The sequence below is a fragment of the Stenotrophomonas sp. S49 genome, from assembly GCF_016624905.1.
Lineage (GTDB): Bacteria > Pseudomonadota > Gammaproteobacteria > Xanthomonadales > Xanthomonadaceae > Stenotrophomonas.
This window is the reverse complement of sequence record NZ_JACVUD010000022.1, coordinates 1-23214: the sequence shown is the minus strand read 5'-3', so window position 1 is coordinate 23214 and position 23214 is coordinate 1. Positions and strand designations below refer to the sequence as shown.

Here is a 23214-nt window from a genome sequence, read left to right as displayed (position 1 = left end):
GGGCGGCGTAATGCCGCCCCCTGCATCGGCTACGTCAGGCGATCTTCGACCGATTCAAGCAGCCGTCGGCCATGCAGCACCGCGAGCACGGTGATCCGTGCGGCGGAAATCTCGTAGATGACTCTGTAGCTGTACAGGAAGCGCTCCCGTACGGCTGACTGGCCAAGTTCAGGCACGGCCCTTCCTGCCAGCGGCTGCGCTTCAATGATCTCCCCCAGCGCAAGCAGGGCTTCAACGACTCGCTGCGCGTGACGCCGCGAGTCGCGCGCAATGAACTGCGCAATCGCATCGATGTCTTCAAGCGATTCGCTGGACCAGATCAGCGGTCCAGCCATTTGCCCAGCCTCTCCCGCGCCTGCTCGGAAGTGTAGGTGCGGCCTGCATCGACATCCGCGCGACCACGCTGGATCTTCTCAAGCACGTACACGTGGTACTGGATGTCTTCCAGGGTGGCGTCGTCCGGCAGCTGGGTCAGCAGCTGGGCGACTTCCTGCTTGGCGGTGACGGGAGGACTCATGGCGGGCTCCGGGCAGATATCGGCAGTCTAGCCCGGGGGCGAGCTGAATGCCGTTCCGGGAGGCGCCGGCCAGCGGCCGGCTTCGCCCGGTTTACTTGCTGCTGACGTACTTCTCGCGCCGCACCTGCGGGTTGCCCAGGCCGGCTGCCTTCAGCGCCTCGGCGCAGGCATCGACCATGTCCGGGTTGCCGCACAGGTAGGCGATGTCGGTGGCCGGGTCCGGCTGGATGCCGGCCAGGGCCTGCTGCACGTAGCCGTGGTGCACGTCCGGGTGCGGCTCGGCCGGCAGTTCGCGCGACAGGCACGGCACATAGCGGAAGTTGGGGTGCTTTTCGGCGAAGCTGTAGAAATCATCGCTGTACAGCAGTTCGCCGGGGCTGCGTGCGCCCTGCAGCAGCACCACCTGCACGCCGCGCTCGGCCATGGCCGTTGCCAGCAGCGGCAGCATCGACCGGTACGGGGTGACGCCGGTGCCGGTGGCGATCAGCAGGTAGCGGGCATTGTGGTCGCCGGGCTGCAGGCAGAAGCGGCCATACGGGCCGGACGCGCTGACCTGGCCGCCGATGTCCAGCGCCTCGAACAGCGACGTGGCGGCGCCGCCGGGCACGAAGCTGACGGCGATGTCGACCGCTTCGCCGGGGCCCAGGGCGTGGTCATGGATGGTCGCCAGCGAGTAGCTGCGCTTGGTTTCGGTGCCGTCGGCGTAGGCGAAATGGACCTGGATGAACTGGCCGGGCTGGAAATCCAGCGGCTGGCCGTCATCACGCACGAACTGGTAGTGGCCGATGGTCGGCGCCAGCATGCGGCGGCCGACCAGCTTGATGGGGAATTGGACAGGCACGACTTTTCGGGACAGTGTGTAGCCGGGGCAAGCCCTCGGGGTCTTCTATAATAAACCCTCCCCGCCCCTCTCCTGCGCCAGCCCATGGGCGCGAAGGCTGCAAGCTTGGCTTCCCTGAACGAAACGGCGCCCGCCCTGCGCGTGCGCGACCTGCGCAAGACCTACGACAACGGCACCCAGGCCCTGAAGGGGGTCTCGCTGGAGGTCGCCCCGGGCGACTTCTTCGCCCTGCTGGGCCCCAACGGCGCCGGCAAATCGACCCTGATCGGCATCATCAGCTCCCTGGTCAACCTGAGCCAGGGCAAGGTGGAAGTGTTCGGCAGCGACCTGGTACAGCACCGCAGCGCCACCATGCGCCTGATCGGGCTGGTGCCGCAGGAAATCAACTTCAACCTGTTCGAGAAGCCCTTCGACATCCTGGTGAACTACGCCGGTTTCTACGGCGTGGCCCGCGAGGAAGCCGAGCAGCGCGCCGAAGAGGAGCTGAAGCGTGCCCACCTGTGGGAAAAGGCGCAGGTGATGAGCCGCACCCTGTCCGGCGGCATGAAGCGCCGGCTGATGATCGCCCGCGCGATGATGACCCGGCCGCGCCTGCTGATCCTGGACGAACCCACCGCCGGCGTGGACATCGAGATCCGCCGCGACATGTGGCGGGTGCTGAAGGAGATCAATGCCGCCGGCACCACGATCATCCTCACCACCCACTACCTGGAAGAGGCCGAGTACCTGTGCCGCAACCTGGCCATCATCAACCACGGCCAGATCGTGGAGCAGGGGCCGATGCGTACCCTGCTGGCCAAGCTTGATGTGGAAGGCTTCCTGCTGGACATCGACGGTGACCTGCCGGCGCAGCTGCCAGTGATCGAGGGCGCGACCCTGACCGCACCCGATGCACACACGCTGGACATCGACATGCCGCGCGCCATGGACCTCAACCGCGTGTTCGCCACGCTGAACGAGGCCGGCATCCGCGTACGTTCGATGCGCACCAAGAGCAACCGCCTGGAGGAGCTGTTCGTGCGCCTCACCGGCAACCAGGAGACGTCTGCATGAGCACCACCGAGCTGACCGACGGCCAGCGCAACCGCATCGCGCTGATGACCATCGTGCGCCGGGAAGTCGCGCGCATCCTGCGCATCTGGGGCCAGACCCTGGTGCCGCCGGCGATCACCATGACCCTGTACTTCCTCATCTTCGGCCGCCTGATCGGCTCGCGGGTGGGCGACATGGGCGAATACAGCTACATGGAGTTCATCGTGCCGGGCCTGGTGATGATGAGCGTGATCCAGAACAGCTACGGCAACATCAGTTCCTCGTTCTTCGGCGCCAAGTTCGGCCGCCACGTGGAAGAGCTGCTGGTCAGCCCGATGCCGAACTGGGTGATCCTGTGGGGCTACGTGGCCGGTGCGGTGCTGCGCGGCCTGATGGTTGGCGTGATCGTGCTGATCATCGCCATGTTCTTCACCCCGGTGCGCATTCCGCACCCGCTGGTGACGCTGAGCACGGTGATCCTGGGCGCGACCATCTTCTCGCTGGCCGGCTTCATCAATGCGGTCTACGCCAAGAAGTTCGATGACGTGGCGATCGTGCCGACCTTCATCCTGACCCCGCTGACCTACCTGGGTGGCGTGTTCTATTCGGTGAAGCTGCTGCCGACCTGGGCCGAAGCGGCCACCCATGCCAACCCGATCTTCTACATGGTCAACGCGTTCCGCTATGGCCTGCTGGGCAGCAGCGATGTGCCGGTGTGGGTGGCCTATGCCCTGATGATCGGTTTCGTGGTGGTGCTGACCGCGCTTGCGCTGTGGCTGCTGCGCCGCGGCGTGGGCATGCGCAGCTGAGGTAATCCCCCCCCTGCGTGGGGGGACCGGTTCCGGTGGCGCCAGGGCACTTGCCTGGCGCCCGGTTCGGTCGTCTAATCGGTGCGCTTCACCAGACCGACCAGCGGGCCCCCGGGCCGGCTGGTTTTTCATATGTCATGGACGCACCAGGGGACCCAACCAGATGTTCACCCGTCGTACTGCCGGCCCTGCCCGGCTCGTCGCTGCATCGCTGTTCCTGCTCGTTCTGGCCGGCTGCGCTTCCCGGCCCATTCCGTTGAACTATGCCCCCAGCTCGGTGCTGACTGCCGAAGGCCGGGTGGATGTGACCGCGTTCGAATACCTGCCGGCCAAGGGCGGGGAGATCAAGCCCAACCAGGTGCGCAACACCGCCATGGGCAACATCCTGTTCGAGAAGAACGTGGATGCGATCATGCGCGATGCGGTGTTTTCCGAGCTGCGCCTGGTCGGCATCAAGATGGACAAGGAAGGCAATGTCCTGAGCGGCAAGGTGGAAGAGTTCCTGATCGACGATCTGGGCTACAGCGTGGACTGGACCCTGCGCGTGCGCTACGTGGTGACCGACCCGCAGGGCCAGGTGGTCTACGACCAGGTGAAGAACGTGCAGCGCAACACGTCCAAGTTCGTGAACATCTTTGGTTCGTTGAACGAGACCATCAAGCTCAACATCGAACAGACCATCAAGGATCCGGCCTTCATCACCGCGATCAATTGAACCGTGGCGGATCATCCACGCCCTGCGTGGATACCGTCTGCTGAAGAGCCGGGCGCATGCCCGGCTTTTCTTTCTGCTGCTGCGCCGAGCGTGGCAGTGGTCAACACCGTCAGCGCGAACGTCTTCCCGCCCCCTGTTCTGATCCGCCACCAGCTGCACCGCCACGGACTGCGATCTCCGGCACAATCGGCAGGTGACCCCCAACTGCGGTGAAGGTGTGATGCGTATCCTGATTCTTGGTGCCGGTGGCACCGGCGGTTACTTCGGCGGCCGCCTGGCCCAGTCCGGCGTGGATGTGACCTTCCTGGTGCGCCCCGCGCGCGCCGCCCAGCTCGACCGCGACGGGCTGGTGATCCAGAGCCCGCTGGGCGATGCGCGCTTCCCGGTGCAGCATGTCACCGCCGATGCCCTGCCCGCGCTGGCCGCCGCGCAGCCGTTCGACCTGGTGATGCTGAGCTGCAAGGCCTATGACCTGGACAGTTCGATCGATGCCATTGCCCCGGCCGTGGGCCCGGCGACCACCGTGCTGCCGATCCTCAATGGACTGCACCACTACGGCGCGCTGGATGCACGCTTCGGCCGCGAGGCGGTACTGGGTGGGCTGTGCTTCATCAGCGCCACCAAGGCCGCCGACGGCGCGGTGCTGCACCTGGGCCGGCCGGCCAAGCTGACCTTCGGCGAGCGTGATGGCGGCGCCCTGTCGCCGCGCGTGCAGGCCTTCGCTGCCGCCTGCGTGCAGGCCGGCGTGGACCACCTGGCCAGCGGCCAGATCGGCCAGGAACAGTGGATCAAGTACACCTTCCTGACCGCGCTGGCCGCCGCCACCTGCCTGCTGCGCGCGGACATCGGCACCATCGTGGCCACCGACGATGGCCAGGCCATCGTGCGCGGCCTGTACGACGAATGCCTGGCCGTGGCCGAAGCCGCCGGCGAACCGATTCCCGACGATGCACAGGACGTTGCCCGCAGCACCCTGACCCAGGCCGGCTCGGCGCTGAAGGCCTCGATGCTGCGCGATCTGGAGGCCGGCCAGCAGGTCGAGGCCGCGCAGATCGTGGGCGACATGCTGGCCCGTGCACGCACCGCCGGCCAGGAAGCCTTGCTGCTGCAGGTGGCCTACAGCAGCCTGCAGGCCTACCAGGCACAGCGCGCGGCGTGAGCGCGGCGCTGCCCGCACCGGTGCTGATCCTGGGCCTGGGCTGGAGCGGCTGCGCGCTGGCCGCCCGCCTGAAGGCGCTGGGGGTGCCGGTGGCAGGCACGGTGCGTGACCCCACCGCCGCGCCGGCTGATGGGCTGCAACGGTTCGCGCTGCGCGCCGATGCGGTGCCGTCAGCGGCGCTGCTGGAGGCCGTTTCGCAGGCGCAGGCCGTGCTGTGCAGCGTGCCGCCCGATGCCGAGGGTGATCCAGCGCTGCGTCTGCTGCAGCCGGCCTTGCTGGCCAGCCCGGCGCTGCGCTGGGTAGGCTATCTGTCGTCCACCTCGGTGTATGCCGACCGCGACGGTGGCTGGGTGGATGCGCACAGCGTGGCGGACAGCACCGAGGCCGCGGGTGTGCAGCGTCTGCGTGCGGAAGCGCAATGGCAGGCGCTGGCGAGCGCGCGCGGCATCGATTCGGCGGTGTTCCGCCTGCCGGGCCTGTATGGCCCTGGCCGCAATGCCCTGCTGCAGTTGGCGCAGGGCCGCGCCCGCCACATGCTGCGGCCTGGGCTGGTGTTCAACCGGCTGCACGTGGAGGATCTGGCCGCGGTGGTCATCGCGGCGATGCGACGGCCGACGCCGGGCGGGCTGTACCTGCCCGCCGATGACGAACCGGCGCCACCGCAGGACGTGCTGGCGTATGCCGCGCAGCTGGGGGGCTTCACCCTGCCCCCGGCAGTGGCCTGGGACGACCCGGCGGTGAGCCCGACGCTGCGCCGCTTCTATGCCAGCAACAAGCGCATCGACAGCCGTGGCACGCGCGAAGCGCTGGGCTGGGCGCCGCGGTTTGCGACGTATCGGCAGGGGCTGGAAGATCTGGCCGCTGCGCTCGCCGGGCATGGCCCGGCGCTACCTGATGCTGGCGTTGATTGGCGCTCGCGGATTGCCCGCACCGCCCGGCGATGACGGATGGCCGGCATCGTAGAGTCGAGCTTGCTCGACTGCTTCTGCCAACAGCAGTCGAGCAAGCTCGACTCTACGACGCAATGTCGGTCGGTTCGGCATCACGACGCAATGTCGGTTCGTTCGACATCGCGGTGCAATGTCGGTTCGTTCGACATCACGGCGTAACGTCGGTCCGTTCGACATCGCGACGCGTGGCGTTTCGCCACGCCGCCCTCGCGGTCAACCCGCGTCGGGCAACCGGAAGAACGTGCGCGTGGCTGCGGTGGCGTTGGCTGCGGTCACCGCCACGTCTTCGCCACGGTCGCGGGCCAGCTCTTCCACGATGTGCGACAGGAACATCGGTTCGTTGCGGCGGTCCTTCGGCATCGGCTTCAGGGTGCGCGGCAGCAGGTACGGCGCGTCGGTCTCGATCATCAGGCGGTTGGCCGGGATGTTCTTCACCAGTTCGCGCAGGTGCGCGCCGCGGCGTTCGTCGCACAACCAGCCGGTGATACCGATGTACCAGTCCTGGTCCAGGTAGTCGAACAGCTCGTCACGTTCGCCGGTGAAGCAATGCACCACCGCCGGGCCCAGGCGGCCGTCGAAGTTCTTCATCTGCGCCATGAAATCGGCGTGCGCGTCGCGCTGGTGCAGGAACAACGGCTTGCCATTGTCGGCCGCCAGCTGCAGCTGGCGCTCGAACGCACGGTGCTGCGCCGGGCGCGGCGAGAAATCACGGAAGTAATCCAGCCCGCATTCGCCCACGGCCACCACTTCGGCATGCGCATGCAGCGCGCGCATTTCCGCATCGCATTCGTCGGTGTATTCCACCGCGTGGTGCGGGTGCACGCCGGCGGTGGCGTACAGGAAGCCCGGATGCTGCTGCGCCAGCTGCAGGGCCAGCGGCGAATGCTCGCGGCTGGCGCCGGTGATCACCATCTGCACCACCCCGGCCTGGCGTGCGCGATCCAGTACGGCGTCGCGGTCGCGGTCGAAGGAATCGTGGGTGAGGTTGGCGCCGATATCGATCAGGTGCATGGGGGCAGCAGAGACAGGAAAACCCGCGCATTGTACCTGCGCCGCGCTGCGCCCCTTATCCTTTGCACATGAATGCCCCGCTCTTCCCGATTTCGCCGCTGCTGCCGCAGATCCAGCAGCACCTGGCCGACCACCCGCGCCTGGTGCTGGAAGCCCCGCCCGGCGCCGGCAAGACCACCCAGGTGCCGGTGGCCCTGCTGGATGCACCGTGGCTGCAGGGCCGCAAGATCATCCTGCTGGAACCGCGCCGGGTGGCCGCACGCAGTGCGGCGCTGTTCATGGCCCGGCAACTGGGCGAGGACGTGGGTGGCACGGTGGGCTACCGCATCCGCTTCGAGAACAAGGTTTCGGCGCGCACCCGCATCGAAGTCGTCACCGAGGGCATCCTGACCCGCATGCTGCAGGACGACCCGATGCTGGAAACGGTGGGCGCGATCCTGTTCGATGAGTTCCACGAACGCCATCTGAGCGGCGACTTGGGGCTGGCGCTGGCGCTGGACGTGCAGGCGCAGCTGCGCGAGGACCTGCGCCTGGTGGTGATGTCGGCCACCCTGGACGGTGAGCGCCTGGCGCGCTTCCTGGATGCACCACGACTGAGCAGCGAAGGCCGCAGCTACCCGGTGGCGATCAGCCACTTCCCGGCCCGCCGCGACGAGACGCTGGAACTGCAGGTGCGCCGCGCGGTGCAGCAGGCCCTGGCCGAACACCCCGGCGACGCGCTGGTGTTCCTGCCCGGCCAGCGCGAGATCGCGCGCGTACAGGCCGGCCTGCAGGACGCGCTGGACAGCAGCGTGGAGGTGCTGGCCCTGCATGGTGAACTGCCGGTGGAACAGCAGGCGCGCGTGCTGCAGGCCGCCAGCGATGGCCGCCGCCGCGTGGTGCTGGCCACCAACGTGGCCGAATCGTCGGTGACCCTGCCCGGCGTGCGCGTGGTGATCGACAGTGGCCAGGCCCGCGAACCGCGCTACGACCCCAACAGCGGCTTCACCCGGCTGGACGTGGTGGCGATCGCGCAGGCCTCGGCCGACCAGCGTGCCGGCCGCGCCGGCCGCGTGGCCGAAGGCGTGGCCTGGCGGCTGTGGCCGCAGTCGCAACGGCTGGAACCGCAGCGGCGTGCGGAAATCGAACAGGTGGAACTGGCCGGGCTGGCGCTGGAGCTGGCCGCCTGGGGCAGCAGCGATCTGCGCTTCGTCGATACCCCGCCCAGCGGGCCGATGGCCGCCGCGCGCGAGCTGCTGCAACGGCTGGGCGCACTCAGCAGCAGCGGGGCGATCACCGCGCTGGGCAGACGCGTGCTGGCGCTGGGTACCCACCCGCGGCTGGCGGCGATGCTGCTGGCCGCCGCGGATGCACGCGCGCAGGCACTGGCCGCCGATCTGGCCGCCCTGCTGGAAGCACGTGATCCGCTGCGCCAGGGCGGCGATGCGCTGGCGGCGCGCTGGCGGGCACTGGCCGCCTTCCGCAATGGCCGTGCACCGGCCGACGCCAACCGCAGCGGCCTGGCCGCGATCGATGCGGCGGCCAAGCAGTGGCGCCGACGCCTGCGCTGCGATGCGCTGCCACCGGCCAGCATCGAAGCGCACGAACTGGGCGATCTGCTGGCTCACGCCTTCCCCGACCGCATCGCCTTCCAGCATCCGTCCGACCCGCTGCGCTACCTGTTGGCCAACGGCCGCAGCGCGCGCCTGCACGAGCTGAGCGACCTGCGCGGTGAACCGTGGCTGGTGGCCAGCGAACTGCGCTTCGAGGCCCGCGACGCACTGCTGCTGCGCGCCGCGCCGGTGGACGAAGGCTATCTGCGTGCCACCTGGCCGCAGCGCTTCGTGACCGAGGACACCGTGCGCTGGGACAGCGAACGGCGCGCCCTGGTGGCCCTGCGCGAGACCCGCTTCGACCGCATCGTGCTGGACAGCCGTTCGGCCGGGCGGGTGGACCCGCAGCACGCCGCGCAGGCGCTGACCGATGCCGTGGCCGAACTGGGCCTGCAGGCATTGCCGTGGACCGAGGGCCTGCGCCAATGGCAGGCACGGGTGGAGTCGCTGCGCCGCTGGATGCCCGACCTGGGCCTGCCCGACTGCAGTGATGCGGCCCTGCTGGCCGGCCGCGCGCAGTGGCTGCAACCGGCCTTTGCCGGCAAGACGCGGCTGGATGCGCTGGACGAGAGCAGTTTCGGCGAAGCGCTGAAATCGCCGCTGGAGTGGGCGCAACGGCAACTGGTGGAACGCCATGCGCCCACCCGCATCAGCGTGCCTTCGGGGCTGGAGCGGGCAATCACGTACGGTTTGGATAGTGAAACCGGCGAACCGCAGCCACCGGTGCTGGCGGTGAAGCTGCAGGAACTGTTCGGCCTGGCCGACACCCCGCGCATTGCCGATGGGCGGGTGCCGCTGACCCTGCACCTGCTGTCGCCCGGCGGCCGGCCGCTGCAGGTTACCCAGGACCTGCGCAACTTCTGGGAAAACACCTATGCCGAGGTAAAGAAGGAAATGAAGGGGCGCTACCCGCGCCACCCGTGGCCGGACGACCCGTGGACGGCCACTGCGACCCACCGCGCCAAACCGCGCGGCACCTGAGTGATGGGGGTCGGATCCCTTTGCAAAGCAAAGGGCTCTGACCCTCTGGGCGCGCAGCGGGGTCAGAGCCCTTTCCCACGGGAAAGGGATCCGACCCCACCCTTCCTGTTGCTGAACGGCTGCGGTAGCGTCAAGGCGCATGCCCGCCTGCCTGACATACCGTTTACAGGCAGCACGACACACTGGACTTCGACCCGAGGCAAAGGACCCCCGCATGAGCAAGCTGACCGTAATCACCGACCGCGCCCTGGAGCGCGCCCTAGACCTGGCCCACAGCGCTGGCGATGGCCTGAAGAGTGCCGGCGGCAGCCTGCGCCACCTGGGCCCGCAGGCCAGCGACTGGATCAAGACCGGCGCTGCGCTGGGTGCGGTGAAGACCGGGGGCAAGGTGGCCACCAAGTTCGCCCGCCGCAACCCGGCGGTGACCATTGCCGCCGCGGCGGTGGGCGTGGGCCTGCTGGGCTACGCGCTGTACCGCAAGCAGCAGAAGAAGAAGGCGGCCAACGGCCATGTGGTGAATGGCCAGGCGCAGCGCATCCACGCGCGTGATCGCCGCAACGACACCGTGGTGGACGAGCACAGCGATATCGGCAGCGATACCTGAGCCCCATCAGGGGTCAGAGCCCTCCCTGCGGGAGGGGTCTGACCCCGCTCAAGGGTCGGATCCCTTCCGCAAGGAAGGGCTCCGGCCCTTTTCGTTTCAGCCGATCTGCCGCCACTGCCCCGGCTGCAGGTCGTCCAGCCGGTACGGGCCCATCGCCACGCGCACCAGGCGCAGGGTCGGCAGGTTCACGGCAGCCGTCATGCGCCGCACCTGGCGGTTGCGGCCCTCGCGGATGGTGATGGCCAGCCAGCTGTCGGGCACGGTCTTGCGGAACCGCACCGGCGGATCGCGCAGCCACAGCGCCGGCGCCGGCTCGAGGCGCTCGATCTTCGCCGGCAGGGTCGGCCCATCGTTCAGTACCACGCCATCGCGCAGCTGCTGCAGCTGCTCGTCGCTGGGCGTGCCTTCCACCTGCACCCAGTAGGTCTTGTCGGCCTTGTGCCGCGGGTCGGTCAGCTTGTGCGCCAACGTGCCGTTGTCGGTCAGCAGCAGCAGGCCCTCGCTGTCATGGTCCAGGCGGCCGGCGGCATACACGCGCGGCGGCAGGCCGAACCCGGCCAGGGTCGGCCGCGGCGGCACGCTGCGGTCGGTGAACTGGCAGAGCACGTTGAAGGGCTTGTTGAAGGCGATCAGCATTGCAGGGGGCGGCAAGCGGCGATGGGCTATTGTCCCACGCCGCGCGTCACCCCAACGGTAGCGCCGGGCCATGCCCGGCGGAACACAGTACGACCATTGCAGCGCCGCTGCGCTCGCCGGGCGTGGCCCGGCGCTACCCTCTTACGGCTTCACGAACCGCAGGGTCATGCGGTCGCTTTCACCGATGGCCTGGTACTTGGCGTCGTCGGCCTTGTCATGCTGGTTGGTCGGCGGCAGGGTCCACACGCCATTGGGGTGGTCCTTGGTATCGCGCGGGTTCGCATTCACTTCGGTACGCGCATCCAGCTTGAAGCCGGCGGCCTCGGCCATGGCGATCACCTGCTGCTGGCCCACATAGCCGGTGTCATCGTCGTCGGCCACGTCGGCCTTGGCACGGTGCTCGACCACGCCCAGCACGCCGCCCGGCTTGAGCACGTTGAAGAAGCCCTGGAACATGCCCTGCGCCTGGCCGGCCTTGCGCCAGTTGTGCACGTTGCGGAAGGTCAGCACCACATCGGCCGAAGCGGCCGGGCCGAACACCGGCTTGGCCGGGTCGTAGGCCACCACGGCGGTCTTGTCGAACTGCGCCGGGGCGCCGGCGAACTTCTTTTCCAGGCCATCGCGGCTGCGCTGCTGGTAATCGCGGCCTCGCCCTTCGGCCACCGCCTGCGGATCGACCACCGCGGCAATGTAATGGCCCTTGTCGCGCAGCAGCGGCGCCAGGATTTCCGAGTACCAGCCGTTGCCGGGGGTGATTTCGATGACGGTCTTTTCCGGTGCCACGGTGAAGAACGCCAGCGTCTGCGCAGGATGACGGTATCCGTCACGCTTTACGTTGTTGGCATCGCGGGTAGGCGCCTTGATCGCAGCTTCCAGTGCCGGCGATACCTGGATCTTCGCCGGCGCCACGACGGTAGCGGGCGCGGCGATGGCGGGAACCGCGACCAGCAGCGCCGAGGCAAGCAGCAGGCGGCAACCACGCAGGGACGAAACAGCATTCATCGGGACGACTCCAGCGGAAGATGCGGCGAGACTAGCAGTCGCCGCGCCGCAGGTGTTCACAAAACGTTAGCGGCGTGCGCGTTGCGGAACACTGTTTTGTGGTCACCGCCGCAGCACGGTCACAGGTGGCGCTCTATGCTGGAGGACTTCCCCCAAGGAGTCCGTGTCCATGACGGCAACCCGCGAACTCGGCCGTTCCGGCCTGCATGTACGTCCGCTCGCCTTCGGCGGCAATGTGTTCGGTTGGAGCGCCGATGAAAAGGCCAGCTTCGCCCTGCTCGATGCCTTCGTCGATGCCGGCTTCAACCTGGTCGATACCGCCGATGTGTATTCGGCGTGGGTACCGGGCAACCAGGGCGGTGAATCGGAAACGCTGATCGGCAAGTGGTTCGCCCGCAGCGGCAAGCGTGACAAGGTCATCCTGGCGACCAAGGTGGCCAAGTGGGCCGAGCGCCCGGGCCTGACCCCGGACAACATCAACGCGGCGGTGGAAGATTCGCTGCGCCGCCTGCAGACCGATGTGATCGATCTGTACCAGGCCCACGAAGATGATGAATCCACCCCGCTGGAAGCTACCCTGGCCGCGTTCGGCCGGCTGATCGAGGCCGGCAAGGTGCGCGCCATCGGCGCGTCCAACTACAGCGCCACGCGCCTGGCCGATGCGCTGAAGGTATCCAGCGATTACAAGCTGCCGCGCTACGAAACCCTGCAGCCGGAGTACAACCTGTACGACCGCGCCGGCTATGAAACCGAACTGGAGCCGCTGGTGCAGCGCGAACAGATTGGTGTGATCGGCTACTACGCGCTGGCCAGCGGCTTCCTGAGCGGCAAGTACCGCACTGCAGCCGATGCGGCCAAGAGCCCGGCGCGTGGCGAGATGGTGGTCAAGCGCTATCTGAACCCGCGCGGCCTGCGCATCCTGCAGGCGCTGGACGATGTGGCAAGCAAGCACAACGCCAGCGCCGCACAGATTGCCCTGGCCTGGCAGATCGCACGGCCGTCGATCACCGCGCCCATTGTCAGCGCCACCAGCGTTGAACAGCTGCACGATCTGCTGGCCGCGGCCAACCTTGGCCTGAGCGTGCAGGACATCGCGCAGCTGGATGCGGCCAGCGCGGAAGGCTGAGGCAACGGATCAATCGCCCTGCATTGCGTGGTTGCGCACCACGGGTTCGTGGTTTATGGTGCGCGCCACGTTTCAACAGCTACCGGATTCCTTCCTTGAACACACCCGCCGTCGCCATCGCCAACCTGCTGCCATGCCTGCGCATGGACGTGGCGATCCGTGCGTCGGTGAAGGAATTCGCGCTGACTACGGCCTGATACCCGCGCTGCGGAGATCGGTCGCCCCGATCTCCGAGGCTTGGCGACGCCCTCGAAATGCAGTTCCGGGGGCGTTTTCGTTTGCGTCGTCACACGTATCGGCATTGCGCCGCGCACGCCTTCGTGCCCGCACTGCAACCACAGGAAAATGCCCACGGCCGCGCCGTGGTGCGGGCCTGTGCAGGACATTCATCACGACATGGACATTCAACACAACTATCAATGGCTGCATGCCGAAGGCAGCACGCCGATCAAGGGCTGGGTGGACGGCGTTCCGCTGGAAGCCGAGGCACACGCGCAGCTGCGCAACATCGCCGCGATCCCGTTCGTCGGGCCGTGGGTGGCGGTCATGCCCGACGTTCACCTGGGCAAGGGCGCAACGGTCGGCTCGGTCATCCCTACCCGGGGCGCGATCATTCCCGCCGCGGTGGGCGTGGACATCGGCTGTGGCATGGCGGCGGTACGCACCACGCTGCGCGCCAACGACCTGCCCGATGACCTGCGCCAACTGCGCAGCGGCATCGAGCGCAGTGTGCCGGTCGGCAACGGCCGTGGCGGCGAACACCAGCGGCTGCCCGACAGCATCGGCACCCGGTTGGTGCAGTCGGGGCTGGCCGCAGGGCTGGAGCGCATCAAGGAAAAGCACCGGAAGATCCGTACCGACAAGCTGGACTGCCAGCTGGGCACGCTGGGCGGTGGCAACCATTTCATCGAACTCTGCCTGGATGAAACCGATGCAGTATGGGTGATGCTGCACAGCGGCTCGCGCGGCACCGGCAACCTGATCGGCACCTACTTCATCGAACAGGCGCGGCGTGAACTGGAACGCCGCGTGCTCGGCTTCCATCTGCCCGACAAGGACCTGGCGTTCTTCATGGAAGGCGAACCGCTGTTCGACGATTACGTGCAGGCGGTGTCGTGGGCGCAGGACTACGCACGGCAGAACCGCGAAGCGATGATGGCGCGCGTGCTGGCCGAGATGCGCCAGCGCCTGCCGAAGTTCAAGCTGGCGGCGATGGCGGTGAACTGCCACCACAACTACGTGCAGAAGGAATCGCACGCCGGGCAGGAACTGCTGGTGACGCGCAAGGGTGCCGTCAGCGCCCGTGCCGGCGAACTGGGCATTATTCCCGGCAGCATGGGCACGCGCAGCTACATCGTGCGCGGCAAGGGCAACGCGGACAGCTTCCACAGCTGCAGCCACGGTGCCGGCCGGGTGATGAGCCGGGGTGCGGCGCGCCAGCAGATCACCCTGGCCCAGCACCGCGAAGCCACCGCGCACGTGGAGTGCCGCAAGGACAGCGGCGTGCTGGATGAATCACCGGCCGCGTACAAGTCGATCGATGATGTGATGGCCGCGCAGCGGGACCTGGTGGAAGTGGTGCACACGCTGCGCCAGGTGCTGTGCGTGAAGGGCTGAGGGATCCTACCGCTCCGGTAGGTGTCGACCTTGGTCGACACATCGAATCCACGTCCTGCACGGTAGTAGATCCACGCCATGCGTGGATGCGGGGGGTCAGAGCCCTTTCTACGAAAGGGATCCGACCCCGCTGCTGTCTTCGCCCACCAGGGCGTGGTGGACGCCGATACCGGCGCGCACGCCTTCGGCCATCGCCAGGGTGATGTTGCCCACCGTGGTGGCATCGCCGGCGGCGTACACGTTCGCCACACTGGTCTGCTTCATCGCATCCACCTGCACCAGTACGCCCATCGGGTGTTCCACCAGCGCGCAGCCCAGCTGCTGTACCAGCGGGGTCGCCATCGCCTGCGGCGCGGCCACGAACAGCGCACGCTGGGCAATGCGACGGCCATCGGCCAGCTCCACTTCCAGCCACGTGTCCTGATCGCCGCGCACGCCCAACACCGGCGTGTCTTCCACCTGCACGTTGCGCTGCTGCATGGCCGCGCGCTCGTCGTCGCTGATCGGCAGGCGCTGGCTGTAGAAGGTGACGTTGCCCCATTCGGCGAACAGCGGCGCCTTGCCTGCCGACAGTGGATGGCCACCCAGCACGCCGATGGCGCCGCCGCCCACCTCGTAGCCATGGCAGTACGGGCAGTGCAGCACGGTGCTGCCCCAGCGCTCGGCCAGGCCCGGCAGATCCGGCACCTGGTCGGCGATGCCGGTGGCCAGCAGCAGCTTGCGCGCCGCCACTACCTGTCCATCGGCGGTGCGCACCTGCACGCCATCGGCGCCGGCCTGCGCATCCACCGCTTCACCCTGCAGCCAGCGCACGGTGGGGTAATCCAGCAGCTGCTGGCGCGCGTTCTTCAGCAGCTCGGCACCGCTGATGCCGTCCTGCCCCGGCACGCCATGCGAGTGGCTGGCGAAGCGGTTGCGCGGCAGGCCGCTGTCGATGACGGTGACCGGGCGCCGTGCGCGCGCCAGGATCAGGCCGGCGGCGATGCCGGCGTAGCTGCCGCCGACGATGATGACATCAGGATTCATGGGAGCCTTCCAGGGAACGATGATGGGCAAGGTGACGGGCAAAGTCGGCGCCCAGCTGGTCCAGCGTGCTGGCCTGCAGGCGCGCTTCCAGCAGGCGCTGGGCCTCGCGCGCGCCGTCCAGCAGCGCTTGGTTGACCAGCTGCTGGATCGGGCAGCCGCCGCCGCTGTCACGCGTACCGATCTGCACCAGCGGCGGTGAGCCCACCGCCACGTAAACGTCGTGCAGGGTGATCGCAGCCGCATCGCGGGCCAGCTGGCTGCCGCCGCCGTGGCCGCGGCTGCTGTGCACCAGCCCCGCCTTGTGCAGCTGCGCCAGCAGGCGGCGGATCACCACTGGGTGGGTGGGCAGGCACGCGGCCAGTTGTTCGGAGGTACGCGGGCCCGGCTGGCCGACCAGATGGGCCATGACATGCAGCGCGTCGGACAGGGGATTAGCGGATTTCATGTAACTAAAATAGTTACATTTAAACCGTCCGTCTACTGTCCGCTTTCGTCTCGTCTGGACACATCTGTCCTATGAAACACAATCTTCACCTCTCTAAACGGAACGGTAATGTGATCTGAATCTCACTTCAGGAGGCTCAAGAACGGTCGATACCGCATCGCCATTCATCCGTGAGCCCCTTCCATGAACGTGTCGTCCGCTGCGCCGCGACTGCAGTCCAAGTTGCTCGGTGCCGTCTCTGTTGGTCTGGCTGTCGTACTGCTGTGTGCCCTGGCCGGTCTGGCCACGGCTTGGCTGAAGTTGTCCACCGAAGTGCCGCCGGAGGTCGCGCTCAGCCGCGATGCCGAGCGCCTGCAACGCGAATTCCGCAGCCAGGTGCAGGAGTGGAAGAACGTGCTGCTGCGCGGCCACGACGACGCGCTGCGGCAGCGCCATCTGGATGCCTTCGACAGCGAGGGCCGCGTGGTGGCCGAGCTTGCGCAGCGCGTGGCGGCCAGCCCCGATGCGCGTACGCGCACGTTGGCGCAGGCCTTCAGCGCACAGCACACGCAGCTGCAGCAGGCCTACCACGGTGCGCTGCAGGCCTTTGCCGAGGCCCAGTACGACCCGGCCGCCGGTGACACTCTGGTGCGCGGCAAGGACCGCCCGGTCGCCGCCGCGCTGGATGCGCTGGGTGAACACACGGCCAAGGTGGCCGAAGCCGCCGTGGCCGCGCGTTCGCAGGCGGCGCGGCACATGCTGGTGGTCAGCGGTGGGCTGACGATAGGCGCTGCCATCGCTCTGCTGCTGGCCCTGGGCTGGTGGCTGCGGCGCGCGGTGGTGCAGCCGGTGCTGGCCGTGGAAGCCGCCGCGCGCGCGGTCGCCGCCGGCGATCTGGACCACGCGGTGCAGGTCCGCAGCCGCGACGAAATCGGTCGCCTGGCGCAGGCCATGCAGGCCGTGCAGAACACCCTGCGTGGCGTACTGGCCGCGCAGGCCGGCATGGCCGAGCAGCACGAGGCCGGCACCATCAGCCACCGCATGGATGCCAGCGCTTTCCCCGGCGCCTACGGGCGCATGGTGGCCGACACCAACGCACTGGTGGACGCACACATCCAGGTAAAGATGCGAGCCATCGCCATCATGGGCCGCTATGCCGTGGGCGACCTGAGCCAGGACATGGAACGCCTGCCGGGCGAAAAGGCGGTGATCACCCAGGCGCTGGATGCAGTGAAGGCGAACCTGGGCGCGATCAACGGGCAGATCCGCGGTCTGGCCGAAGCCGCAGCGGCGGGCGACTTCAGCCAGCGCGGCGACAGCAGCCGTTTCCAGCACGACTTCCGCAGCATGGTGGAAGGCCTGAACCGCCTGATGCAGACCACCGAGCACAACCTGGGCGAGGTCTCCAGCATGCTGCGCGCCATCGCCGGTGGTCGCCTGGGCGCACGCATGCACGGCGATTTCCAGGGCGTGTTCGCCCGCATTGCCGGCGATGCCAATACCACTGCCGCGCAGTTGGCCACCATCGTCACCGACATCAAGCACACCTCGGGCAGCATCCACAGCGCGGCGGCGGAAATTGCCGCAGGCAACAACGATCTGTCACGGCGCACCGAGCAGCAGGCCGCGAACCTTGAAGAGACCGCTGCCTCGATGGAAGAACTGACCTCGACCGTGCGGCAGAACGCCGAGCACGCACGCCAGGCCAACCAGTTGGCGATCGGCGCACATGGCGTGGCCTCGCAGGGCGGCGCGGTGGTCGGCCAGGTGGTGGCGACCATGGATGCAATCGAAGCGTCGTCGCGGCAGATCGCCGAGATCATCAGCGTTATCGACGGCATTGCCTTCCAGACCAACATCCTGGCGCTGAACGCAGCGGTGGAAGCGGCGCGCGCGGGCGACCAGGGCCGTGGTTTTGCGGTGGTGGCCAGTGAAGTACGCACGCTGGCACAGCGCTCGGCCGGCGCCGCCAAGGAGATCAAGGCACTGATCGAAGCATCGGTGGAACAGGTGGGCCAGGGCACGCAGCACGTGCGCCAGGCCGGCAACACGATGGCCGAGATCGTGGCGTCGGTGCAGCGGGTGACCGACATCATGGCCGAGATTTCCGCCGCGTCGCAGGAGCAGAGCGCGGGCATCGAACAGGTCAGCCAGACCGTGATCCAGATGGATGGCACCACCCAGCAGAACGCCGCGCTGGTGGAAGAAGCCAGTGCCGCAGCACGCAGCCTGGAACAGCAGGCCGACCGCTTGATCGACGCGGTGGATGTGTTCGATCTGTCGAGCGACGCCGCGACGAAGGAAGCGTTGGCACGCGCGGCGTGAAGGTTCCGCCGGGCATGGCCCGGCGCTACCAGCGTGGGTCCTGACCCTGCGCCATCGCCTCGCCCAGGTAATCCAGGAACGAGCTGATGCGTGCCGATACAGCGGTGTTGCGGTAGTACACCGCGTGGATCGGCTGGTAGACATCCAGGGTCTGCGCGGACAGCACCGGCACCAGCGTGCCGGCGGCGCGGTCGCGTGCGGTCACGAAGTCGGACAGGCAGGTGATGCCCACGCCTTCGACCGCCAATCGGCGCAGCGTTTCACCGCTGGAAACGGCCACGTCCGGGCGCACCAGCAACTGCCCGTCGGCATCGCCCGGCAGCGGCCAGCGATTCAGCGATTCCGGTTCGTTGAAGCTCAGCAGCGTGTGCTGGCCCAGCGCCGCCACGCTGCTGGGCTCGCCGTGGGCGGCCAGGTAGGCCGGGCTGGCCACCAGCTGCAACCGATAGCGGCCCAGCGGCCGCGCATGCAGGGTTGAATCGGCCAGCGGGCCGATGCGGATGGCCAGGTCGGTGCGCCGCTCCAGCAGGTCGATATAGCGCTCGGAACTGTTGAGCTCCAGCTGCACCTCGGGGTAGCGGGCGCGGTAGCCGGCCACCAGCGGTGCGATCACATGCAGCACGAAGGGCATCGCCGCATCCACCCGCAGCCGACCGACCGGGCGCTCGCGGCGTGCGGCCATCTGCTCCTCGGCCGATTCCACCGCATCGATGATCGCCCGCGCGTGGCGCAGGTAGGCCTCACCTTCGGCGGTCAGGTGCAGCCGACGCGTGGTGCGGGTCAGCAGGGTGGTGCCCAGCTTTTCTTCCAGCCGGCCCAGCGCGCGGCTGACCCCCGAAGGGGTCTGCCCCAGCTGCTCGGCGGCGGCGCTGATCGAACCGCTGTCGATCACCGCCAGGAAGGCCTGCATTTCGTCGAGGGTGGTCTTCATGCCGCCATTATTGACCAGCAGGCAAGAGTGATTGGCGTGAAGACCAGTTTTTCAGCAAAGGTGGGCCGCGCACACTGCCCACCTTCTCCTCCTCTGGACCCTGTCATGACCCGTGGCATTCCCCTGGCCCTGCTGGCGCTGACGCTCGGCGCGTTCGCCATTGGCACCACCGAGTTCGTCATCGTCGGCCTCATCCCGACCATCGCCGCCGACCTGCACGTCAGCCTGCCCTCGGCCGGCCTGCTGGTTTCCCTGTACGCGCTGGGCGTGGCCATCGGCGCGCCGGTGCTGACCGCGCTGACCGGGCGCGTACCGCGCAAGCAGCTGCTGGTGGCGCTGATGGTGCTGTTCACTCTGGGCAACGTGATTGCCTGGATGGCACCGGGCTATACCTCGCTGATCGCCGCGCGCATCCTCACCGGCCTGGCCCATGGCGTGTTCTTCTCCATCGGCTCGATCATCGCCACCGCGGTGGTGCCGAAGGAAAAGGCCGCCAGGGCCATCGCCATCATGTTCACCGGCCTGACCGTGGCGCTGGTGACCGGTGTGCCGCTGGGCACCTTCATCGGCCAGCACCTGGGCTGGCGTGCCACCTTCCTGGCCGTGGCCGCGCTGGGCGTGGTCGCCCTGCTGGGCGCGCTGCTGTTCGTGCCGCGCACGGTGCCGCAGAGCGCGCCGGCCAGCTTCCGCCAGCAACTGGGCGTGCTGGCGCAGCCGCGCCTGCTGCTGGTCTATGCGATGACCGCGCTGGGCTACGGCGGCACCTTCCTGGCCTTCACCTACCTGGCGCCGATCCTGCAGGACGTGACCGGCTTTTCGGCCAATGCGGTCAGCCTGGTGCTGCTGGTGTACGGCGTGTCGGTGGCAATCGGCAACCTGTGGGGCGGCCGCCTGGCCGACCGGCTGGGCCCGGTGCCGGCGCTGAAGCGCATCTTCGCCCTGCTGGCGCTGGTGCTGTTGGTGCTCACCTTCACCGCCTACAACACCTGGTTGATGCTGCTGACCGTGCTGGCGCTGGGCGCGGTCGCCTTCGGCAACGTGCCGGGCCTGCAGGTGTATGTGGTCAAGCAGGCGCAGCGCTATGCACCGCAGGCGACCGACGTGGCCTCGGGCCTGAACATCGCCGCGTTCAACATCGGCATCGCCCTGGGCGCCTCGCTGGGTGGCCTGGTGGTGGAGCACATCGGCCTGATGCACACCCCGTGGCTGGGCGCGCTGGTGGTGGTGGCCGCCTATGCACTGACCGCACTCAGCGGCCGCCTGGACCGCCGCGACGGCGTGGACCACCGCGCCGAGGGCATTGCCGCCGCCGCACATTGACCGGCCATGCAATGCACCGTTGCCGGCATGCATACGGTCGCTGCCCTACCCTTCCTGTTCACTCCTTTCCCCCGTTGGAGCTTCCCATGACTGTCCCCGCCTTTGGCCTTGGCACCTTCCGCCTGAAAGACCAGACCGTGATCGATTCGGTGCGCAACGCACTGGACGTCGGCTACCGCGCCGTGGATACCGCGCAGATCTATGACAACGAGGCCGAAGTCGGCCAGGCGATCGCCGAATCCGGCGTGCCGCGCGAGGAAATCTACCTGACCACCAAGGTGTGGATCAGCGAGTTCAAGCACGACGCGCTGCTGGCCAGCCTGCGCACCAGCCTGCAGAAGCTGCGCACCGACCATGTGGACCTGGCGCTGATCCACTGGCCTTCGCCGAACGACAAGGTGGATGTGCCGATGGAGGAATACCTGCCGGCACTAGCCGAGGCCAAGGCGCAGGGCCTGACCCGCGAGATCGGCATTTCCAACTTCACCATCGCCCAGACCCGCAAGGCGATCGAGATCCTGGGCGCCGATGCCATCGCCACCAACCAGATCGAGATCCACCCGTACCTGCAGAACCGCCTGCTGGTGAAGTTCCTGCAGGATAACGGCATCCGCATTACCGCCTACATGAGCCTGGCCTATGGCGAAGTGCTGAAGGATCCGGTGATCCAGGCCATTGCCGGCCGCCACCAGGCCACCCCGGCCCAGGTGGCGCTGGCCTGGGCTCTGCAGCAGGGCTTTGCGGTCATTCCCTCGTCCACCAAGCGCGAGAACCTGGCCGGCAACCTGGAAGCCGCCGCGATCCGCCTGACCGACGATGACATGGCGCAGATCGCCAAGCTGGACCGCGGCCATCGCCTGGCCAACCCGGAAGGCATCGCCCCGGCCTGGGATTGATCCCGGCTGCGGTCAGGGGCTGGAATTGGTAGGTGCCGACCTTGGTCGGCACTGGCCGTTGGTCGGTCGATGAAACAGCGTGCCGACCAAGGTCGGCACCTACCAGACGCGGCGCACCGTGGGCGGTGCAAAGCGCGCTTATGTCGCCAGGACCTCCGGCGAGGTGATAATTGGCCAGTCCCCCCCAAGGGCCAGACGCGACTGGAAAAAAGCGGAGAACTCTTTGCAATGAATCCACTCAAGTCATCTCAACTTCTCGACATCTTGATTGAGAACTCTCTTCGTATTCTGGCCGCTGGCTTTGGCGTGAACTCCGCTGAGGCGTCGTTTTTCGAGGTCATTCGAGTCTTGAGAAAAGAGCCAGAATTGAGAGGTGCATTTGTCTCAAAGGTTCGTTCTGCACTGTCGCTGCGCTCTCCGGAACGGCTGGATTCGGGTAGCCTGCCGATCGAACTGATCGAACTCGTCGCCCATGAAATGCGTTGGCCCGAGCTGCTGCAGATTGCAGAAGATCGAATGGAGAGCTTCTTCAGCGGTGATCGCGCGTTGGCGGTGAATGATGTCGCGTCCCGCATACCCGCAGCCTTCCGCGACGACTGGGAGGATCGTGATTTTTATCGGCATTACGGGGCTGGTGGGGAGGATTCTCGCTTGGACTTTGCGACCAGATAAACCAGCGACGATGACGTGGCGCAGATCGCCAAGCTGGACTGCGCCCATCGCCTGGCCAACCCGGAAGGCATTGCACCGGCCTGGGATTGATCCCGGCTGCGGTCAGGGGCTGGAATTGGTAGGTGCCGACCTTGGTCGGCACTGGCCGTTGGTCGGTCGCTGAAACACCGTGCCGACCAAGGTCGGCACCTACCGGAAGCGGGATTCAGCCCCTGCTGTGCGACAACCACCCGCGCATCGCCGCATTCACTTCGTCCGGCTTTTCCATGGGTGCCAGGTGCCCGCAATCGGGCACCACCACCAGCTGCGAATGTGGCACCAGCGCGTGCATTTCCTCGCTCACCGCCAACGGCGTGATGCGGTCGTTGGCCCCGCAGACAATCAGCAGCGGATCGCGGTAGGCGGCCAGCACGTCGTGGCCATCGCGGCGTTCCAGCCCACTCTGGCGCAGGAATACCTCGGCGCCCAGGCGTGCGGTCATGTCACGTACGCGCTGCACCAGCACGTAGTCGTCCAACCGCGAGGCATCGATGTAGCTGCGCATCAGCGCATCGCCAAACCCATGGAACTTGCCCGGCAGGCGCACGCTGGCGCGCTGGCTGCGGCGCTGTTCGGCGCGCTCCGGCGAATCGGCATGGATCGAGGTATCGACCAGCGCCAGCCGCAGCACACGCTCGGGCGCGATGCGCAGGATCTGCTGGGCAACGAAGCCGCCCAGGGAGAAGCCGGCCAAGGCGAAGCGCTCGGGCGCCTGCGCCAGCACGTCCTCGGCCACCGCCTGCAGGGTTTCACCACGGGTCTGGTCGCCCACCGTACAGTCGGCGATGTCGGCCAGATCGGCCAGCTGCGCGCGCCACAGCTCGGCGTCATTGAGCAGGCCGGGGAGCAGCAGCAGGGGGATGCGTTCGGTCATGGGGGTATTGTCGCGCCGGCGGTGCGACGTGGCCATGCCGGAACGGGCGATTGCACGGTAGAGTCGAGCTTGCTCGACTGCTGTGCGCAAAGCAGTCGAGCAAGCTCGACTCTAC

Annotated in this window: 23 protein-coding genes and 1 pseudogene; 14 read left to right on the top strand and 10 right to left on the bottom strand. The window is 67.7% G+C overall.

Annotation, left to right across the window (positions count from 1 at the left end; genetic code table 11):
- Positions 1 to 29: 29 nt before the first annotated feature.
- The 3 genes from IAE58_RS07055 to IAE58_RS07045 form a co-directional block, all read right to left on the bottom strand.
- The gene (locus IAE58_RS07055; RefSeq protein WP_199933650.1) at positions 30 to 335 is read right to left on the bottom strand and encodes a type II toxin-antitoxin system RelE/ParE family toxin; all 306 of its coding nucleotides are present in this window, start codon (positions 333 to 335) and stop codon (positions 30 to 32) included.
- Complete coding sequence (locus IAE58_RS07050) at positions 320 to 517, bottom strand: hypothetical protein (RefSeq protein ID WP_199933651.1); 198 nt, start codon at positions 515 to 517, stop codon at positions 320 to 322. Before IAE58_RS07050 ends, IAE58_RS07055 begins: the two co-directional genes overlap by 16 nt.
- Positions 518 to 608: 91 nt before the next feature.
- Positions 609 to 1358 carry a ferredoxin--NADP reductase gene (locus IAE58_RS07045; protein ID WP_199933652.1) on the bottom strand — a complete coding sequence of 250 codons (750 nt, stop codon included), beginning with the start codon at positions 1356 to 1358 and terminating at the stop codon, positions 609 to 611.
- An 84-nt stretch (positions 1359 to 1442) separates the two neighbouring features.
- Here IAE58_RS07045 and IAE58_RS07040 point away from each other — a divergent pair, with 84 nt between their 5' ends.
- From IAE58_RS07040 to IAE58_RS07020, 5 genes are all read left to right on the top strand, one after another.
- A complete protein-coding gene (locus IAE58_RS07040) occupies positions 1443 to 2411 on the top strand; it encodes an ABC transporter ATP-binding protein (RefSeq protein WP_164274990.1) in 969 nt (322 codons plus the stop codon).
- On the top strand, positions 2408 to 3199 hold the full coding sequence (locus IAE58_RS07035; protein ID WP_108751287.1) for an ABC transporter permease: 792 nt from the start codon (positions 2408 to 2410) through the stop codon (positions 3197 to 3199). The genes IAE58_RS07040 and IAE58_RS07035 overlap by 4 nt, the downstream gene beginning before the upstream one ends.
- A 163-nt stretch (positions 3200 to 3362) precedes the next feature.
- Positions 3363 to 3914, top strand: coding sequence for a hypothetical protein (locus tag IAE58_RS07030; RefSeq protein ID WP_199933653.1), 552 nt, complete (start codon positions 3363 to 3365; stop codon positions 3912 to 3914).
- A 220-nt stretch (positions 3915 to 4134) separates the two neighbouring features.
- Complete coding sequence (gene panE / locus IAE58_RS07025; protein WP_199933654.1) at positions 4135 to 5073, top strand: 2-dehydropantoate 2-reductase; 939 nt, start codon at positions 4135 to 4137, stop codon at positions 5071 to 5073.
- The gene (locus IAE58_RS07020) at positions 5070 to 6017 is read left to right on the top strand and encodes an NAD-dependent epimerase/dehydratase family protein (protein ID WP_325166844.1); all 948 of its coding nucleotides are present in this window, start codon (positions 5070 to 5072) and stop codon (positions 6015 to 6017) included. The genes panE and IAE58_RS07020 overlap by 4 nt, the downstream gene beginning before the upstream one ends.
- 219 nt (positions 6018 to 6236) lie before the next feature.
- On the opposite strand, the gene IAE58_RS07015 is transcribed toward IAE58_RS07020, so the two are convergent.
- Complete coding sequence (locus tag IAE58_RS07015) at positions 6237 to 7034, bottom strand: TatD family hydrolase (RefSeq protein ID WP_108754544.1); 798 nt, start codon at positions 7032 to 7034, stop codon at positions 6237 to 6239.
- Between the two features lie 68 nt (positions 7035 to 7102).
- Here IAE58_RS07015 and hrpB point away from each other — a divergent pair, with 68 nt between their 5' ends.
- Entirely contained in the window at positions 7103 to 9607 is a 2505-nt protein-coding gene (gene hrpB, locus IAE58_RS07010; RefSeq protein ID WP_199932939.1) for an ATP-dependent helicase HrpB, read from the top strand.
- A gap of 214 nt (positions 9608 to 9821) precedes the next feature.
- Positions 9822 to 10211, top strand: coding sequence for a hypothetical protein (locus tag IAE58_RS07005; RefSeq protein ID WP_108751293.1), 390 nt, complete (start codon positions 9822 to 9824; stop codon positions 10209 to 10211).
- 96 nt (positions 10212 to 10307) lie between these two features.
- On the opposite strand, the gene IAE58_RS07000 is transcribed toward IAE58_RS07005, so the two are convergent.
- The gene (locus tag IAE58_RS07000) at positions 10308 to 10847 is read right to left on the bottom strand and encodes a pseudouridine synthase (RefSeq protein ID WP_199932940.1); all 540 of its coding nucleotides are present in this window, start codon (positions 10845 to 10847) and stop codon (positions 10308 to 10310) included.
- A 141-nt stretch (positions 10848 to 10988) separates the two neighbouring features.
- Positions 10989 to 11849, bottom strand: coding sequence for a class I SAM-dependent methyltransferase (locus IAE58_RS06995; protein WP_199932941.1), 861 nt, complete (start codon positions 11847 to 11849; stop codon positions 10989 to 10991).
- A gap of 169 nt (positions 11850 to 12018) precedes the next feature.
- Between IAE58_RS06995 and IAE58_RS06990 the strand changes: the two genes are divergently transcribed.
- The gene (locus IAE58_RS06990) at positions 12019 to 12975 is read left to right on the top strand and encodes an aldo/keto reductase (protein ID WP_108754548.1); all 957 of its coding nucleotides are present in this window, start codon (positions 12019 to 12021) and stop codon (positions 12973 to 12975) included.
- A gap of 396 nt (positions 12976 to 13371) precedes the next feature.
- Positions 13372 to 14592 (top strand): RtcB family protein, encoded by a 1221-nt coding sequence (locus IAE58_RS06980; RefSeq protein WP_199932942.1) that lies wholly within the window; start codon positions 13372 to 13374, stop codon positions 14590 to 14592.
- Between the two features lie 108 nt (positions 14593 to 14700).
- Here the strand turns inward: IAE58_RS06980 and IAE58_RS06975 are convergent, their stop codons facing one another.
- The gene (locus tag IAE58_RS06975; RefSeq protein WP_199932943.1) at positions 14701 to 15618 is read right to left on the bottom strand and encodes an NAD(P)/FAD-dependent oxidoreductase; all 918 of its coding nucleotides are present in this window, start codon (positions 15616 to 15618) and stop codon (positions 14701 to 14703) included.
- Positions 15608 to 16063, bottom strand: a complete 456-nt coding sequence (locus IAE58_RS06970; RefSeq protein ID WP_108754552.1) for an Rrf2 family transcriptional regulator — start codon at positions 16061 to 16063, stop codon at positions 15608 to 15610. The genes IAE58_RS06975 and IAE58_RS06970 overlap by 11 nt, the downstream gene beginning before the upstream one ends.
- Positions 16064 to 16246: 183 nt before the next feature.
- On the opposite strand from IAE58_RS06970, the gene IAE58_RS06965 reads away from it, so the two are divergent.
- Positions 16247 to 18367: a methyl-accepting chemotaxis protein gene (locus IAE58_RS06965; RefSeq protein ID WP_199932944.1), complete on the top strand. Its 2121-nt coding sequence runs from the start codon at positions 16247 to 16249 to the stop codon at positions 18365 to 18367.
- Positions 18368 to 18392: 25 nt separating this feature from the next.
- Here IAE58_RS06965 and IAE58_RS06960 read toward each other — a convergent pair whose 3' ends face one another.
- The gene (locus tag IAE58_RS06960; protein WP_108763206.1) at positions 18393 to 19298 is read right to left on the bottom strand and encodes a LysR family transcriptional regulator; all 906 of its coding nucleotides are present in this window, start codon (positions 19296 to 19298) and stop codon (positions 18393 to 18395) included.
- Between the two features lie 105 nt (positions 19299 to 19403).
- Here IAE58_RS06960 and IAE58_RS06955 point away from each other — a divergent pair, with 105 nt between their 5' ends.
- From IAE58_RS06955 to dkgB (IAE58_RS20085), 4 genes and pseudogenes are all read left to right on the top strand, one after another.
- Complete coding sequence (locus tag IAE58_RS06955) at positions 19404 to 20618, top strand: MFS transporter (RefSeq protein ID WP_199932945.1); 1215 nt, start codon at positions 19404 to 19406, stop codon at positions 20616 to 20618.
- An 86-nt stretch (positions 20619 to 20704) separates the two neighbouring features.
- Positions 20705 to 21514 (top strand): 2,5-didehydrogluconate reductase DkgB, encoded by an 810-nt coding sequence (gene dkgB / locus IAE58_RS06950; RefSeq protein ID WP_108757508.1) that lies wholly within the window; start codon positions 20705 to 20707, stop codon positions 21512 to 21514.
- Positions 21515 to 21742: 228 nt separating this feature from the next.
- On the top strand, positions 21743 to 22186 hold the full coding sequence (locus tag IAE58_RS06945; protein WP_199932946.1) for a hypothetical protein: 444 nt from the start codon (positions 21743 to 21745) through the stop codon (positions 22184 to 22186).
- Between the two features lie 3 nt (positions 22187 to 22189).
- Positions 22190 to 22276: pseudogene (gene dkgB / locus IAE58_RS20085) on the top strand (2,5-didehydrogluconate reductase DkgB); the annotation flags it as partial.
- A gap of 115 nt (positions 22277 to 22391) precedes the next feature.
- Here dkgB (IAE58_RS20085) and IAE58_RS06940 read toward each other — a convergent pair.
- Positions 22392 to 23099 carry an alpha/beta hydrolase gene (locus tag IAE58_RS06940; protein ID WP_199932947.1) on the bottom strand — a complete coding sequence of 236 codons (708 nt, stop codon included), beginning with the start codon at positions 23097 to 23099 and terminating at the stop codon, positions 22392 to 22394.
- Positions 23100 to 23214 lie beyond the last annotated feature (115 nt).

What these genes read in the sequence shown, in the direction of transcription:
- IAE58_RS07015 (WP_108754544.1), bottom strand. Translation starts at nt 7,034, where the DNA reads ATGCACCTGATCGATATCGGCGCCAACCTCACCCACGATTCCTTCGAC.
- IAE58_RS06975 (WP_199932943.1), bottom strand. Translation starts at nt 15,618, where the DNA reads ATGAATCCTGATGTCATCATCGTCGGCGGCAGCTACGCCGGCATCGCC.
- IAE58_RS07005 (WP_108751293.1), top strand. Translation starts at nt 9,822, where the DNA reads ATGAGCAAGCTGACCGTAATCACCGACCGCGCCCTGGAGCGCGCCCTA.
- IAE58_RS06960 (WP_108763206.1), bottom strand. Translation starts at nt 19,298, where the DNA reads ATGAAGACCACCCTCGACGAAATGCAGGCCTTCCTGGCGGTGATCGAC.
- IAE58_RS07030 (WP_199933653.1), top strand. Translation starts at nt 3,363, where the DNA reads ATGTTCACCCGTCGTACTGCCGGCCCTGCCCGGCTCGTCGCTGCATCG.
- hrpB (WP_199932939.1), top strand. Translation starts at nt 7,103, where the DNA reads ATGAATGCCCCGCTCTTCCCGATTTCGCCGCTGCTGCCGCAGATCCAG.
- IAE58_RS06940 (WP_199932947.1), bottom strand. Translation starts at nt 23,099, where the DNA reads ATGACCGAACGCATCCCCCTGCTGCTGCTCCCCGGCCTGCTCAATGAC.
- IAE58_RS06995 (WP_199932941.1), bottom strand. Translation starts at nt 11,849, where the DNA reads ATGAATGCTGTTTCGTCCCTGCGTGGTTGCCGCCTGCTGCTTGCCTCG.
- IAE58_RS06970 (WP_108754552.1), bottom strand. Translation starts at nt 16,063, where the DNA reads ATGAAATCCGCTAATCCCCTGTCCGACGCGCTGCATGTCATGGCCCAT.
- IAE58_RS06990 (WP_108754548.1), top strand. Translation starts at nt 12,019, where the DNA reads ATGACGGCAACCCGCGAACTCGGCCGTTCCGGCCTGCATGTACGTCCG.
- panE (WP_199933654.1), top strand. Translation starts at nt 4,135, where the DNA reads ATGCGTATCCTGATTCTTGGTGCCGGTGGCACCGGCGGTTACTTCGGC.
- IAE58_RS07040 (WP_164274990.1), top strand. Translation starts at nt 1,443, where the DNA reads ATGGGCGCGAAGGCTGCAAGCTTGGCTTCCCTGAACGAAACGGCGCCC.
- IAE58_RS07035 (WP_108751287.1), top strand. Translation starts at nt 2,408, where the DNA reads ATGAGCACCACCGAGCTGACCGACGGCCAGCGCAACCGCATCGCGCTG.
- IAE58_RS06945 (WP_199932946.1), top strand. Translation starts at nt 21,743, where the DNA reads ATGAATCCACTCAAGTCATCTCAACTTCTCGACATCTTGATTGAGAAC.
- IAE58_RS06980 (WP_199932942.1), top strand. Translation starts at nt 13,372, where the DNA reads ATGGACATTCAACACAACTATCAATGGCTGCATGCCGAAGGCAGCACG.
- IAE58_RS06965 (WP_199932944.1), top strand. Translation starts at nt 16,247, where the DNA reads ATGAACGTGTCGTCCGCTGCGCCGCGACTGCAGTCCAAGTTGCTCGGT.
- IAE58_RS07050 (WP_199933651.1), bottom strand. Translation starts at nt 517, where the DNA reads ATGAGTCCTCCCGTCACCGCCAAGCAGGAAGTCGCCCAGCTGCTGACC.
- dkgB (WP_108757508.1), top strand. Translation starts at nt 20,705, where the DNA reads ATGACTGTCCCCGCCTTTGGCCTTGGCACCTTCCGCCTGAAAGACCAG.
- IAE58_RS06955 (WP_199932945.1), top strand. Translation starts at nt 19,404, where the DNA reads ATGACCCGTGGCATTCCCCTGGCCCTGCTGGCGCTGACGCTCGGCGCG.
- IAE58_RS07000 (WP_199932940.1), bottom strand. Translation starts at nt 10,847, where the DNA reads ATGCTGATCGCCTTCAACAAGCCCTTCAACGTGCTCTGCCAGTTCACC.
- IAE58_RS07055 (WP_199933650.1), bottom strand. Translation starts at nt 335, where the DNA reads ATGGCTGGACCGCTGATCTGGTCCAGCGAATCGCTTGAAGACATCGAT.